The sequence below is a fragment of the Paenibacillus sp. LT-B23 genome (assembly GCF_059417685.1).
Map to the genome: position 1 here is coordinate 1 of NZ_JBSQBM010000017.1, position 13,125 is coordinate 13,125.

The window sequence follows — 13,125 nt, forward strand, 5'->3', positions numbered from 1 at the left end:
TTGAAATTACGCTTGTTATTCTAATTCACTATGGTGATTTATAGAATAACGCGCGGAATTTTTGCTAAGTGAGTCCATTTATATGGAGAGATACCCAAGTGGCTATAAGGGGACCCTCTGCTAAGGGGTTAGACTGCGAAAGTGGTGCGAGGGTTCGAATCCCTCTCTCTCCGCCATTTAGGACAAGCTGGCGAAATATTATCTTATGGCGGTGTAGCTCAGCTGGCTAGAGCGTACGGTTCATACCCGTGAGGTCGGGGGTTCGATCCCCTCCGCCGCTACCATACACACCCAGGAGGCTTAGCTCAGCTGGGAGAGCATCTGCCTTACAAGCAGAGGGTCGGGGGTTCGATCCCCTCAGCCTCCACCATCATGCCGGTGTAGCTCAACTGGTAGAGCAACTGACTTGTAATCAGTAGGTTGGGGGTTCAAGTCCTCTCGCCGGCACCATTTTTGAAAAATTCAGGGAACTGTGGTGTAGAGGCCTAACATGCCTGCCTGTCACGCAGGAGATCGCGGGTTCGAATCCCGTCAGTTCCGCCATTTTTCAATATGATATTTTTACGCGCTAAAGTGGGAAGGGGTATCCCTCCGCACTTTATTTTTTTGTTAATGGATATGGCTCGGTAGCTCAGTCGGTAGAGCAGAGGACTGAAAATCCTCGTGTCGGCGGTTCGATTCCGTCCCGAGCCACCTTTATATGGAGGATTAGCGAAGTGGCCAAACGCATCAGACTGTAAATCTGCTCCCTTACGGGTTCGGTGGTTCGAATCCATCATCCTCCACCAGTTTTATGAGCCATTAGCTCAGTTGGTAGAGCACCTGACTTTTAATCAGGGTGTCGAAGGTTCGAGTCCTTCATGGCTCATCGAAAGTCATCAACTTATAGTTGATGACTTTTTTTGTATGCATTTTTGCATGGATTTAGGTTATGTTTCTTACTAGCTTTTTTATTTTAAGGTATCGACAGGTTATAATAGGTTCATTATGTTCGCTTAGAGGTTATTCTAAAAAAAGTGAAGTGGTGATCGCGTGGCTTTGGATACGGAATGGATACAGCAACAGCTTCAGAATATTATTCAAGCACCTTTTACTATACTGCCTTGGTGTCCGGAAATGATTGCAGAAGGTCAGCCAGCAGAATCAGCTGTACCGGATAAGTCATTTGTACGTGATAGTAAAATATATTTTCCGTTCCGTGCGGTAGCAGGAGAATTGGCTGCCTTTGCGGTAGAGGCAAAGCATTTGACGGATCGTGAACGGAAGCTGGTTGAGGCGCTACTCTGGAACATGGAGCAATTCTGGCAGGATGGGACGGGGACGCAACGGCCCGATAATCCGGTATATGCTGAGGAAGAACAAATGAGGCGCTTTGGACAGTGGCTCATACAGCAGGCTGGCAACCTACAGAATGAAGAAGAGGTTCCTGATGAGTTAGGGCTTCGGGATTCGCTGTCGGCGTGTATGGTTCCCATTGTACTGACTGGTGAAGGAACACAGGGAGGCGCTATTGCCTACACGCAGTTGCATCGATTGTTAGCCAGTTATTTTGGCGGGAATGTGCTGCTTACTCCACTGGATGAACAGTCTTGGCTGATTATGGCTAAAAAGGAACTACTGTTGGGAACAGACGACGACCGGGATAAGGATGTCGAAACCAGGGATGCGGATTTTACGGAATCGCTGGAGGAGGTTCTTACGGCTTTCAGCCTGGGTTTATACGAGCTTATTGCAAATGAGTGGGTAGGTGTATTTCATTTGGGGGTATCCAAGCCGTCTATACCATTGCAAAGTCTTCCCAAAGAGCTGAATTTGTTATGGGAGACGATCCATCTTGGCAAAATTTTTCATGTAACAGAGCACATCCACTTTTCATGGGAGTTGCATTTGGAGAGGTTATTAAACCGTATTCCGAAGGAGCAACGTGTGCAATTTTTGGAGCAGGTGATGCGGTCGTCCGTCATATTGGAGGACACTGAAACGATGGCTACATTGGATATCTTTTTTCAACTGGATTGTAATGTGAGTGAGACGGCTAAGCGCCTATATGTGCACCGGAATACGTTGATCTACCGTTTGGACAAAATTAAACAGGAGACCGGATTGGATGTGCGGACGTTTAATGATGCGGTTTTGGTCAAGCTTTTTCTACTATTGTACAAAGTGACAAAAAGGAAATAGCATTTTTGTGCAGTTTGCGAATAGCCACACAGTGGGTACTAGGGTAAGATACAAGTAAGAAATGTATTCGATTTCAAAACTTGATCTTGGGGAGGCAAAAGCTATGGCTGGTGTACGCTTAGAGCATATTTTCAAAAAATACCCGGGTGCAGATAAAGCTACGGTTGTTGATGTCAATTTGGACATTCAAGATAAAGAATTCCTCGTATTGGTCGGTCCTTCCGGTTGTGGTAAATCTACTACGCTCCGTATGATCGCTGGTCTGGAAGAAATTTCGGACGGCAAATTGTACATTGGAGATCGTGTCGTGAATGACGTAGCTCCAAAGGATCGCGATATTGCGATGGTTTTCCAATCCTATGCCTTGTATCCGCATATGAACGTATACCAAAACATGGCTTTTGGTCTGAAGCTCCGCAAGGTGAAGAAAGACGAAATTGATAAGCGTGTACGTGAGGCGGCTAAAATCCTGGATATCGAGCATCTGCTGGATCGTAAGCCGAAAGCGCTGTCAGGTGGTCAACGTCAGCGTGTTGCCTTGGGACGTGCGATTGTACGTGACCCACAAGTGTTCTTGATGGATGAGCCATTGTCCAATCTGGATGCCAAACTGCGTGGTCAGATGCGTGCGGAAATCACGAAGCTGGCTAAACGTCTAGAAACGACTGTTATCTACGTAACGCATGACCAGGTCGAAGCGATGACGATGGGTGACCGGATTGTTGTTATGAAGGATGGCATTATTCAACAAGCCGCATCCCCGGATGAGCTGTACAACCGTCCAGTAAATCTGTTCGTAGCTGGTTTTATCGGCTCTCCTACGATGAACTTCATCACAGGCAAGCTGGCTGAGAAGGACGGCGCAATGCATTTCACTGCACCAGGTCTGGATTTGTTCGTGCCTGAAGGTAAGGGACAGATTTTGAAAGCCAAGGGTTATGTCGGTAAAGAAGTTATCCTGGGTATCCGTCCTGAGGATATTCATGAAGAACCTGTATTTTTGGAGGCTTCTCCGAATACGATCTTTATGTCCACTGTGGATGTTACCGAAAATCTCGGTCATGAAATGCTGTTGTACCTGAGTGGTGCCGGAAATGATACGATTATTGCCCGTGTAGATGGACGTTCCAATACTCGTGATGGTGTCAAAGCGAAGTTGGCTGTTGATATGAACAAGGTTCATATTTTTGATAAGGAATCAGAATTGAGCATTCTGGTTGGCGAATAAGATCAACCGATGAAAGAGAGCCGCAGTTTCCCGGCCGGGGAAAGGCGGCTCTTTTTGTATATCCCATACAGCTTCCAGCTTCGGCATTGCATTCATTGGAAAATTCCGATACGATGGGTACATTGGTATGGGTCTGGGCTCAGGTATGGATTGTTGGCTGGATTATTGAAGGCGAACATTGGACAAGTCCAACTGAATGAGCAGAGGTAACCCGAAATCATGTTGAAAAGGTGAGGCTTGAGCTGGCACAGGATGGGCTGTATGGTTGATAGGGTGACGCTACATAAATAAGATCACGTATAGAATCCGGTCATGCAGGATGAAGGGGAGAATACGATGGCTAAAAAGGTAAAGGTATCTGAGCTTGTACAGCAATTTCAAATGGAGGTTATTTCCGGTGAGAAAGGTCTGCGCAGGCTGATCACGGTGGATGATTTGAATCGTCCAGGTCTGGAGATGGCCGGGTATTTTGAATACCACACACAGGAGCGGGTGCAGCTTTTGGGAAGGTCTGAGCTGGCTTTTCTCGGTATGCTTCCTCCTGAGGAAAGAAAGGATCGGATGCAGCGTCTATGTACGGAGCTGACTCCGTGTATCATCATCACACGTGGTCTGGAAGTACCCGCAGAACTAGTGGAGGCAAGCGCTGAGCGGGATGTCCCTGTATTGCGAACTAATATGGCCACGACGATTTTATCAAGTCGCATTACGGGTTTTCTTGAAAGAAAGCTGGCTCCTACGGCCACCATCCATGGTGTATTGTGTGATGTGTACGGTGTAGGTATGCTCATTACGGGCAGTAGCGGCATTGGTAAAAGTGAAACAGCACTGGAGCTGGTTAAACGCGGTCATCGTCTGGTAGCAGATGATGCAGTGGAAATTCGGCAAACGTCCGATTTTCAGTTGCATGGTACGGCACCTGAACTGATTCGTCACTTGCTGGAAATTCGCGGCGTGGGCATCATTAATGTGATGACGCTGTTTGGTGCAGGTGCAGTTCGTAACAACAAGCGGATTACGCTGGTTGTCCGTCTGGAGGCATGGCAGCAGGATAAGCAGTATGACCGTCTTGGTTTGGATGAAGAAACGACACGCATTATTGACACGGATGTTCCGCTCGTTACGATTCCAGTTCGTCCAGGCCGAAATTTGGCCGTTATTATTGAGGTGGCGGCAATGAACTATCGTTTGAAGCAAATGGGTGTGAATGCAGCTCTGCAATTTACGAACAAGCTGACTGCTACAATTTCTGAAGATATGGAAGATATGGATTAAGGTTGAGTCGTTTGCAAGGAAGAACAAGGAGTGAGGGAAACATATGTCAACGGCAACATTACTGCTGAATCCGATTGCTTTTTCAATCGGGGCAATTAAGGTCCATTGGTACGGGCTTATTTTGGGGCTGGCGGCGCTTGTGGGTTTATATCTCGCCATTCGTGAAGGTAAAAGATTTGGCATTCCGCAGGAATTTTTTATGGATATGCTGCTGTTGGGTGTTCCCTCGGCTATTATTGGAGCGCGTATTTATTATGTAGCCTTCAAATGGGAAGATTATCGAGATAATCTATGGGATGTTTTCAAAATCTGGAATGGCGGTATTGCGATATACGGCGCATTGATCGGCGCGATTATATGCGCAGTCATCTATTTCCGCTATAAGGGTTATAATTTCTGGCGGATTGCCGATATTTGTGCGCCGGGTCTGCTGATCGGTCAAGCGATTGGACGCTGGGGTAACTTTGTCAATCAGGAAGCCTACGGTGGACCGGCGGAAGAAGCATTTTTGCGGAATCAACTGCATCTGCCGGATTTCATTGTAAATCAGATGAACGTTAACGGAGTGTTTCACCATCCTACATTCCTGTATGAATCCCTGTGGAGTATTGTAGGTGTGATTCTGCTGCTCGTCATTCGACGTATGAAATTTGTACGTGCAGGCGAAATGTTTGCGTTTTACTTCATTTGGTACTCGATTGGCCGTTTTTTCATCGAACGTGTACGGACGGATAGTTTGGCTTTTCAGGGACCAGACTGGCTGGCTTCCTTTGTGAATGCTTTGTGGTCTCCTATGGTATGGCTGGGGTTTGAACCAGGGCATCTGGACCCGAGTTACGGTAATGTACGGATCTCACAACTGCTCCCTATTTTCATTGTTGTAGCTGCTGTGATTTTCATCGTGGTTCGTCGTCGTAAGGGTGCATCTGTTCCGAAATATAGCGATCCGATTGTCTCCAGCAAGGTAGGAGTCGATCAGGTACCTGACGTCACGCCGGAACAGGCTTCCCGCCCGGGTCAAGATACGATTCCTCCGATAACGGCTGCGCCGGATAAGCTACACAAGGAAAACATGGACGAGGACAAGAAGGAGCATCTATGATAAATACGGTTTTATTCGACTTGGACGGTACGATTATGGATACGAATGAGCTGATTATCAACTCATTTCTGCACATTTTGAATCACCCGGACGCTGACCCGCTGACACGGGAGCATATTATCCCTCATATGGGCGGAACGCTGGATGACCAGCTTCGTACGTTTTCGGGATTAAAGGATGTGTCTGAGCTGGTTAAAGGCTATCGTGCTTATAACTTGCTCCATCACGATCAAATGGTGAAGCCATTTCCGTATGTCATCGAGGTTATTCAGGAGTTGCGTGCGCGGGGAATCAAGCTGGGGGTTGTGACGACTAAAATACGTCCTTCTACGATTCGTGTGCTTGATCTGTTCGATATGACCTCCTCTATGGATTATATCGTGACGGTAGACGACGTAGAGCACCCGAAGCCGCACGCAGAACCTGTGCTTAAGGCGCTGGCTGGCTTGAACGCCAAAGCGGAGCATACGTTGATGGTTGGAGACAGTTCCTTTGATATTCTATCGGCTCAAGCCGCAGGTGTGAAATCGGCGGGTGTAGCCTGGTCGCTCAAGGGTGAGGAAACTCTACGGGGCTATGGACCGGATTACATTTTGCATGATATGCGGGATTTACTGAAGCTGGAGCTTCAAGGTGTCGATATATCGTGAGGAAGGTTGACCGCTATCCCGTGGAAGGCCCCAATGCGCTGTGGCAGATTTACCGGACGGTAAGCCGCTGGAAAGGGATTAAAAACTTTGTTTTTATACAGATCGCCCGGTATTGTCCCGTGCTATCCTGGAAGAATGTCATTTACCGCAGAGTGCTTGGGATGAAGGTAGGGCAGCATGCGGCCTTCGGCCTGATGGTGATGGTAGATGTTTTTTTCCCGGAGCATATTACCATAGGGGACAATTCGGTGATTGGATATAACACGACCATTCTGGCGCATGAGTATCTCATACAGGAGTATCGTATTGGTAAAGTGATGATCGGGAATAATGTGTTAATCGGCGCCAATACGACCATTCTGCCCGGTGTTACTATAGGTGATGGAGCTATAGTAGCCGCCGGGGCAGTTGTGCATAAAGACGTGCCGGCTGGAGCATTCGTGGGTGGAAACCCACTGCGCGAATTAAGACGATCGGGTACGGATGTATAGTAAAGTAGCACATAGCATAAGAAAAGAGCCCTTTGAGTATAAAGGGCTTTTTTCATGCGTTGTTATAAGAAAAAAAGTGATCAGTCGTTTTCTTTTTATTTACGAGTTGAATTATTATTTATACACATATCCAGTGAATCTTACATAGACTGTATCACCTGAAATTTCATAGCTCACCATATCTAAGATTCCAGACCAGCCGTCTTGATTATAAGAATGAGTTTTTGGCACTCCACTTCCGACCTTAAAAGGAAGTACTATACTTATTTTTTGATAAGCAGCATTAATACTAACATCATGTGACTTTGGTGCGTTAGTAGGAGCGTCCGCGAAAACAGCGGCAGTAGAAAAAGAGGCAGTTAAAGCAAGGGATAGTGCGGCCAAGCTCAATGTTCTTTTAATTCTCAAAATGGTCATCTCCTAATAAAAAATTTGGGTACGCTTTCATTATATATATTATAAAATAATAAAACAACAATAATTGTAAAAATATATTATTGATGGTAAAATAATAATATCGCTTACAAATGCAACATAGTATATGGGCTAAAATATCTGATTTTTAAACTCTAAAAAGTTTTAGGTTGGACGCTTTGAAGTTTCCATCGCGGGGTAAAGGTGAACAGGTGAGCGGTTGAATATGTTGATATGACTGTTGGCTGAAAGGCCGACAGTCTTTTTTTAGATTATAGCATTTATAAATTTTCAGCGGAGCTGAACAATTCTATAATCGCAAGAAAAACTTCCACTAAGCGCGGTCTTGCTTCCGTGACGATAGATGTTTTTCTTATAGGATTCATGAATTCGGCAATGGATAAAATAAGAGAGGGGGACCGTTTCGCAATACAGCTCTAAAAATGGGCTGCCCCGTTCGGTTGACGTTCACAGGCAGGGCATGATAATATATCGAATATACTTTAGTTTATTAGCACTTTACCATGATAAAGATATTGCGAAATCATGAGGTGATAGAGATGACCAAGCCAAAAGGATTTGAAATCCCTGTAGGGGTTCGGGATTACCTTCCGCGTGCGGTGTCGAAGCTGCGGGCGATTGAATTGAATGTACTCGAATGCATGGAGCGTTGGGGCTACCGTCAGATTATGACGCCTACGATGGAATACTACGATACGGTGGGTGTGGCTAGTTCTACTTCGGATCGGAAGTTGTTCAAGCTGCTCAATAACCGGGGGACCACGCTGGTTCTGAGATCTGATATGACCGCGCCGATTGCGCGTGTGGTATCGTCGCTCTTGAAGGAAGAGGAAGTACCGCTCAGGCTCTCTTATCACGCAAATGTATTTCGGGCGATTGAGGAAGAGGCGGGAAGAGAAGCAGAGTTTTTCCAGACAGGTGTGGAGCTGGTGGGCGATGACTCGCCCGAGGCTGATGCGGAGGTCGTGGCACTGGCGATTGCATCGTTGCAGGCGGCAGGGGTGTCCTCTTTTAAAATTGCTATGGGGCATGTGGGATTCCTGAACGGTCTGTTCGAGGAAATCATTCCGGGTCGTCAGGCTGAACAGCAAGCGCTAAAGGAGCTGTTATTGAACCGTGATGTGGTGGGCTACCGGACAGCAATTGAAGCCTTGGGGTTGGCTACCGAACATCGGGATAAGCTGGAGGCTATTCTTCGGCTTCGCGGTGGGAAAGAAATTTGCGAGCAGGCTACCCGTCTTAGCGTCGAGCAGCAGACGATTCAATCCATTGCACATCTGTGCGAGGTCTGGGAAGTGCTGGAGAGTTACGGCGTGTCTGAGCATGTGCTAATTGACCTTACTATGATCGGAGACTTTTCATATTATACAGGAATGACTTTTGAGGGCTATGCGGCGGAAATCGGATTCCCCGTATGTAATGGAGGGCGCTATGACAATCTGCTACAGCAGTTTGGTCGTTCCGTCCCTGCCACGGGATTTGCGTTGAAAACGAACCGGATCGTTGATGGTGTGGACGGTATTCAGATCGAGGCCAAGCGCCCAGTCCTCATTCGTTATGATGAGCAGGGACGCAGAGAGGCGTTATCCGCCGCTGCACAGCTTCGTGGAGCAGGACGGACTGTGGTGACAGGGCTGACTGGTGGGCCTGAGGATCGCCGCCGCGAGCAACAGGACTTGTACGCAGAGGTTTACAGCTACACAGTCGAAGAAAGACAACCGGTACAATGGAGGGAATTGCCATGACGGAGACGTTGAAGGTAGCCATGCCGAAGGGACGGATTTATAAGCAGGCTTCTGAGCTGTTTCGTCGAGCGGGGGTTCCTATTCCTGTGGATGTGGATGAAACGCGCAAGCTGGTCATTCCGCTGCCTGAACTGGGAATGGAGTTTATTATGGCGAAGCCGGTCGACGTTCCCACGTATGTGGAGTACGGAGCTGCGGATATTGGCATTGTGGGCAAGGATGTTTTACTGGAAGAGAACAAGGATGTGTATGAGCTGCTTGATCTGGGGATTGCCCGTTGCCGAATGTCGGTCATTGCTTTGCCGGATTGGCAGCCGGGTATTCGTCAGCGGGTGGCTACGAAGTATCCGAATGTGGCTTCCCAGTATTTTCGGGAGCAAGGCCAGCAGGTGGAGGTTATCAAGCTGAACGGTTCTATCGAATTGGCACCGTTAATCGGTCTCGCAGACCGGATAGTCGATATGGTGGAAACAGGGCAGACCTTGAGAGAGAACGGATTGGTCGAGCAGATCAGTATTTTGGATATTACGAGTCGGCTGATTGCCAATCGGGTCAGCTACCGGATGAAAAATGGTCCGATTCAGGCGCTGTGTGACCGATTGCATCAGGTGATTCCAGCTGCGGTGGCACCCAGGGACTAAGGAATAGGCGAATGGTTAGGAGAACATTCTGCAAGCTGCAAGTAAGGGGGAAGGGACAATGAAGATCGTATCAGCCCGTGATTTCAATCTCCAGCGCGAGGTGGATTACGGTACACCGGAGCAAAATGAAGCCGTTCGTGCCATTATCCGTTCGGTACGGCAGGAGGGAGATGCGGCTGTTCTGCGGTATACGGAATCGTTTGACGGTGTATCGCTGACGGCGGAGCAACTCCGTGTGACGGAGGAAGAATTGAAGGCGGCATATGACAAGGTGGAGCCTTCTTTTTTGCAGGCGATTCGGGAGGCGGCGGACAATATCCGTGCTTTTCATACGAAGCAAAAACGTAATTCGTGGATGGATTTACAACCGGATGGCAGCTTGCTGGGTCAGATTATCCGACCGTTGAAGCGAGTAGGCGTGTATGTTCCGGGCGGTAAAGCAGCTTATCCGTCCTCGGTACTGATGAATGTGATTCCGGCTCAGGTGGCTGGTGTACCGGAGATCGTCATGGTGACACCCCCGGCAACAGGCGGCAAGGCGGGAATTGATCCATATACACTGGTAGCTGCGGCAGAGGCGGGTGTGACAGAAATGTACCGGGTTGGCGGAGCACAGGCGATTGCGTCTCTCGCTTACGGGACAGATAGTATTGAACCGGTCGATAAAATTTGCGGTCCCGGCAACATATATGTAGCGCTGGCGAAGCGTGAGGTGTACGGTGCGGTGGATATCGACAGTATTGCAGGACCAAGTGAAATTGTCGTGCTGGCTGACGATACGGCGAACGCCTCTTATGTAGCGGCTGACCTGCTCTCGCAGGCAGAACATGACGAAATGGCCTCGGCCATTCTGGTTACGCCCTCGCAACGCTTGGCAGAAGAAGTTTCAGCCGAGGTGCAGCGCCAATTAGCAGAGCTGCCGCGCAGAGATATTGCTGCTGCATCGGTTGATGCCTATGGAGCGATTATTGTCGTGGACACTTTGCATGAGGGGATCCAGATTGTGAACAAACTTGCCCCGGAGCATTTGGAAATCATGACAGAGAATCCGATGGAGCATGTGGGTCTGATTGAAAATGCGGGAGCGATTTTCCTGGGCGCGTACAGCTCGGAGCCGGTAGGCGATTATTTTGCCGGGCCTAACCACATTATTCCGACCAATGGAACTGCGCGGTTCTCCTCTCCGGTCGATATTGATGATTTTATCAAGAAGTCGAGTATGATCTATTACAGCAAGGAAGCGCTGTTACGCAATGGAGAGACGATTATGCAGCTTGCCCGGCATGAAGGGCTGGAAGGCCACGCAAGGGCGATACAGGTTCGATTGGACAATGAGAAGAAGGCGGTGGATGGGGATGGGGAACGAAAATAACGGAGCAGGACGTACAGGCAGCGTCAGCCGGAAGACGAACGAAACGGATATTCAGCTATCTTTTGCGGTAGACGGCACAGGGCAAACCGAAATCGAGACAGATGTCCCTTTTCTGAATCATATGCTGGATTTGTTCACCAAGCACGGACAGTTTGACCTGAACGTACAGGCCAGAGGGGATGTTGACATCGACGATCACCATACCGTGGAGGACATTGGTATCTGTCTGGGGCAAACCTTACTGGAATCGTTAGGTGATAAAAAAGGAATCAAGCGCTATGCCAGCGTTTTTGTACCGATGGATGAGGCGCTCGCGCAGGTCGTCATTGATCTTAGCAACCGACCGCATTTTGAGTATCGAGCGGAGTATCCGTCACAGCAGGTAGGGAGCTTTTCGACGGAGCTGGTGCATGAATTCCTGTGGAAATTCGCGCTGGAGGCTCGTATGACGCTGCACGTCATTGTTCACTACGGGCAAAATACCCACCATATGATCGAGGCGGTGTTCAAGGCACTGGGACGTGCACTGGATGAAGCGACATCCATTGACCCGCGGGTGACGGGAGTGCCTTCGACGAAGGGAGTGCTGTAGTCCATGTCCATTGCTATTGTGGATTACGGCAGAGGCAATCTGCATAGTGTGAGCAAGGCGGTTGAGCGTCTTGGCTATGAGGCTGTAGTCACAGGAGATGCGAAAGGGATACGTTCCGCCAGCGGTGTGATTTTGCCGGGTGTGGGGGCGTTCGGAGACGCTATGGAGCATTTGCGTTCCAGTGGCCTGGATCGGGTCATTCAGGAGGTCGCGAGCGCTGGACAGCCGTTGCTCGGCGTTTGCCTGGGGATGCAGTTGTTGTTCACTCGTGGCGAAGAATATGGCAGCCATGAGGGACTGAATATTTTGCCGGGAGAGGTCGTGCGCTTTGCTCCTGATCTGGGTGTGAAGGTGCCTCATATGGGCTGGAATCGTCTGCGCATGACGCAGCCGGAACATCCGTTGGTGCAAGGCTTGGAGGAAGGGCATGTGTATTTTGTGCATTCTTATCATGCCAAGCCGGAGGTAGAAAGCGATTTGTTGGCGGTGACCGATTACGGCGGGCCGGTAACAGCTATCGTGGGCAGAGGCCATGTATACGGTATGCAGTTCCATCCAGAGAAGAGTGGGGAAATGGGAATGCGACTGCTTCGTCAGTTTTTGGAATTGGCGGAGGCGGAAAAGCGAGCGTAATTACACATAGGTTTTTTTGAATAGCTCACAAGGGGGTCATACTTTGTTCACGATATATCCGGCGATTGATATTCGCGATGGCAAATGTGTACGGCTGGTGCAGGGTGATTATAACCAGGAGACGATATATAACGAAAATCCGGTAGAGGTGGCCCGCGAATGGGAACGCTTGGGCGGCTCCTACATTCATCTTGTCGATCTGGACGGTGCGAAAGCGGGTCAACCTGTGAATGATGAGCTGATCGGACGCATCGCGTCTGCGGTGCAGGTACCTGTACAGGTGGGTGGCGGCTTGCGTACGCGCGAGCATGTGGAACGGCTGTTGTCACTGGGCGTCAGCCGCGTGATTTTGGGCACGGCGGCGATTGAGGACCGTGCTTTTACGGAAGCGGTGTTGGGTACCTATAGTGACCGGATCGCGATCGGTCTGGATGCGCGAAATGGCTATGTAGCGACACGAGGGTGGCTCGAAACCTCGGAGGTGCGAGCGGATGAACTGGCGGCTGAGCTGGCCTCCAAGGGCGCGGAAACGTTCATTTTTACGGACATATCCCGCGATGGAATGATGCAGGGTCCGAATGTGGAGGCTATCGTGGCACTTGCGAAAAGCAGTGGACGCACCGTAATTGCTTCCGGTGGTGTCAGCAAGATGGACGATCTGATTACGTTGAGTGCCTATGCGCAAAAAGGTGTAGGCGGCGCTATTGTGGGTAAGGCATTGTATACAGGCAGCATTAATTTACAGGTCGCCGTACAAGCTGTAGCAAAGGCATAGGGGGA

The 13,125-nt window shown here is 49.1% G+C and carries 13 protein-coding genes and 8 tRNA genes; 20 read left to right on the plus strand and 1 reads right to left on the minus strand.

Annotated elements, in window-relative coordinates; genetic code table 11:
• Positions 1-84: 84 nt before the first annotated feature.
• From ACWXW9_RS20005 to ACWXW9_RS20070, 14 genes are all read left to right on the plus strand, one after another.
• A tRNA-Ser gene (locus tag ACWXW9_RS20005) sits at positions 85-176 on the plus strand.
• Between the two features lie 31 nt (positions 177-207).
• A tRNA-Met gene (locus ACWXW9_RS20010) sits at positions 208-284 on the plus strand.
• Between the two features lie 10 nt (positions 285-294).
• Positions 295-370, plus strand: a tRNA-Val gene (locus ACWXW9_RS20015).
• A gap of 4 nt (positions 371-374) precedes the next feature.
• Positions 375-450, plus strand: a tRNA-Thr gene (locus ACWXW9_RS20020).
• 16 nt (positions 451-466) lie between these two features.
• Positions 467-543 (plus strand) — tRNA-Asp (locus tag ACWXW9_RS20025).
• Between the two features lie 77 nt (positions 544-620).
• Positions 621-693 (plus strand) — tRNA-Phe (locus ACWXW9_RS20030).
• 9 nt (positions 694-702) lie between these two features.
• A tRNA-Tyr gene (locus ACWXW9_RS20035) sits at positions 703-788 on the plus strand.
• A 7-nt stretch (positions 789-795) separates the two neighbouring features.
• Positions 796-868: transfer RNA gene (locus ACWXW9_RS20040), tRNA-Lys, on the plus strand.
• Between the two features lie 164 nt (positions 869-1,032).
• Positions 1,033-2,181, plus strand: a complete 1,149-nt coding sequence (locus ACWXW9_RS20045) for a PucR family transcriptional regulator (protein WP_494930848.1) — start codon at positions 1,033-1,035, stop codon at positions 2,179-2,181.
• A 103-nt stretch (positions 2,182-2,284) separates the two neighbouring features.
• The gene (locus tag ACWXW9_RS20050; RefSeq protein WP_494930849.1) at positions 2,285-3,409 is read left to right on the plus strand and encodes an ABC transporter ATP-binding protein; all 1,125 of its coding nucleotides are present in this window, start codon (positions 2,285-2,287) and stop codon (positions 3,407-3,409) included.
• 336 nt (positions 3,410-3,745) lie between these two features.
• The gene (hprK, locus tag ACWXW9_RS20055; RefSeq protein ID WP_134911655.1) at positions 3,746-4,684 is read left to right on the plus strand and encodes an HPr(Ser) kinase/phosphatase; all 939 of its coding nucleotides are present in this window, start codon (positions 3,746-3,748) and stop codon (positions 4,682-4,684) included.
• A 43-nt stretch (positions 4,685-4,727) separates the two neighbouring features.
• Positions 4,728-5,786, plus strand: a complete 1,059-nt coding sequence (gene lgt / locus ACWXW9_RS20060) for a prolipoprotein diacylglyceryl transferase (protein WP_494930850.1) — start codon at positions 4,728-4,730, stop codon at positions 5,784-5,786.
• Positions 5,783-6,436, plus strand: a complete 654-nt coding sequence (gene ppaX, locus ACWXW9_RS20065) for a pyrophosphatase PpaX (RefSeq protein ID WP_494930851.1) — start codon at positions 5,783-5,785, stop codon at positions 6,434-6,436. Before lgt ends, ppaX begins: the two co-directional genes overlap by 4 nt.
• Positions 6,433-6,927: an acyltransferase gene (locus ACWXW9_RS20070; protein WP_494930852.1), complete on the plus strand. Its 495-nt coding sequence runs from the start codon at positions 6,433-6,435 to the stop codon at positions 6,925-6,927. The genes ppaX and ACWXW9_RS20070 overlap by 4 nt, the downstream gene beginning before the upstream one ends.
• 114 nt (positions 6,928-7,041) lie before the next feature.
• Here ACWXW9_RS20070 and ACWXW9_RS20075 read toward each other — a convergent pair whose 3' ends face one another.
• Positions 7,042-7,335, minus strand: a complete 294-nt coding sequence (locus ACWXW9_RS20075; protein ID WP_494930853.1) for a hypothetical protein — start codon at positions 7,333-7,335, stop codon at positions 7,042-7,044.
• Between the two features lie 566 nt (positions 7,336-7,901).
• Here ACWXW9_RS20075 and ACWXW9_RS20080 point away from each other — a divergent pair.
• The 6 genes from ACWXW9_RS20080 to hisA are packed head-to-tail and all read left to right on the plus strand — an operon-like array spanning position 7,902 to position 13,120.
• On the plus strand, positions 7,902-9,107 hold the full coding sequence (locus tag ACWXW9_RS20080) for an ATP phosphoribosyltransferase regulatory subunit (RefSeq protein WP_494930854.1): 1,206 nt from the start codon (positions 7,902-7,904) through the stop codon (positions 9,105-9,107).
• Complete coding sequence (gene hisG / locus ACWXW9_RS20085; RefSeq protein ID WP_283654133.1) at positions 9,104-9,748, plus strand: ATP phosphoribosyltransferase; 645 nt, start codon at positions 9,104-9,106, stop codon at positions 9,746-9,748. Before ACWXW9_RS20080 ends, hisG begins: the two co-directional genes overlap by 4 nt.
• A 58-nt stretch (positions 9,749-9,806) precedes the next feature.
• Complete coding sequence (gene hisD, locus ACWXW9_RS20090; RefSeq protein ID WP_494930855.1) at positions 9,807-11,120, plus strand: histidinol dehydrogenase; 1,314 nt, start codon at positions 9,807-9,809, stop codon at positions 11,118-11,120.
• A complete protein-coding gene (gene hisB / locus ACWXW9_RS20095; RefSeq protein WP_025684758.1) occupies positions 11,104-11,712 on the plus strand; it encodes an imidazoleglycerol-phosphate dehydratase HisB in 609 nt (202 codons plus the stop codon). Before hisD ends, hisB begins: the two co-directional genes overlap by 17 nt.
• A 3-nt stretch (positions 11,713-11,715) precedes the next feature.
• The gene (hisH, locus tag ACWXW9_RS20100) at positions 11,716-12,345 is read left to right on the plus strand and encodes an imidazole glycerol phosphate synthase subunit HisH (RefSeq protein WP_494930856.1); all 630 of its coding nucleotides are present in this window, start codon (positions 11,716-11,718) and stop codon (positions 12,343-12,345) included.
• Between the two features lie 43 nt (positions 12,346-12,388).
• Positions 12,389-13,120, plus strand: coding sequence for a 1-(5-phosphoribosyl)-5-[(5-phosphoribosylamino)methylideneamino]imidazole-4-carboxamide isomerase (gene hisA, locus ACWXW9_RS20105; RefSeq protein WP_494930935.1), 732 nt, complete (start codon positions 12,389-12,391; stop codon positions 13,118-13,120).
• Positions 13,121-13,125: the final 5 nt, after the last annotated feature.

Coding starts and splice junctions, on each gene's coding strand:
- ACWXW9_RS20050 (WP_494930849.1), top strand. CDS start 2,285: ATGGCTGGTGTACGCTTAGAGCATATTTTCAAAAAATACCCGGGTGCA.
- hprK (WP_134911655.1), top strand. CDS start 3,746: ATGGCTAAAAAGGTAAAGGTATCTGAGCTTGTACAGCAATTTCAAATG.
- lgt (WP_494930850.1), top strand. CDS start 4,728: ATGTCAACGGCAACATTACTGCTGAATCCGATTGCTTTTTCAATCGGG.
- ppaX (WP_494930851.1), top strand. CDS start 5,783: ATGATAAATACGGTTTTATTCGACTTGGACGGTACGATTATGGATACG.
- ACWXW9_RS20080 (WP_494930854.1), top strand. CDS start 7,902: ATGACCAAGCCAAAAGGATTTGAAATCCCTGTAGGGGTTCGGGATTAC.
- hisG (WP_283654133.1), top strand. CDS start 9,104: ATGACGGAGACGTTGAAGGTAGCCATGCCGAAGGGACGGATTTATAAG.
- hisD (WP_494930855.1), top strand. CDS start 9,807: ATGAAGATCGTATCAGCCCGTGATTTCAATCTCCAGCGCGAGGTGGAT.
- hisB (WP_025684758.1), top strand. CDS start 11,104: ATGGGGAACGAAAATAACGGAGCAGGACGTACAGGCAGCGTCAGCCGG.
- hisH (WP_494930856.1), top strand. CDS start 11,716: ATGTCCATTGCTATTGTGGATTACGGCAGAGGCAATCTGCATAGTGTG.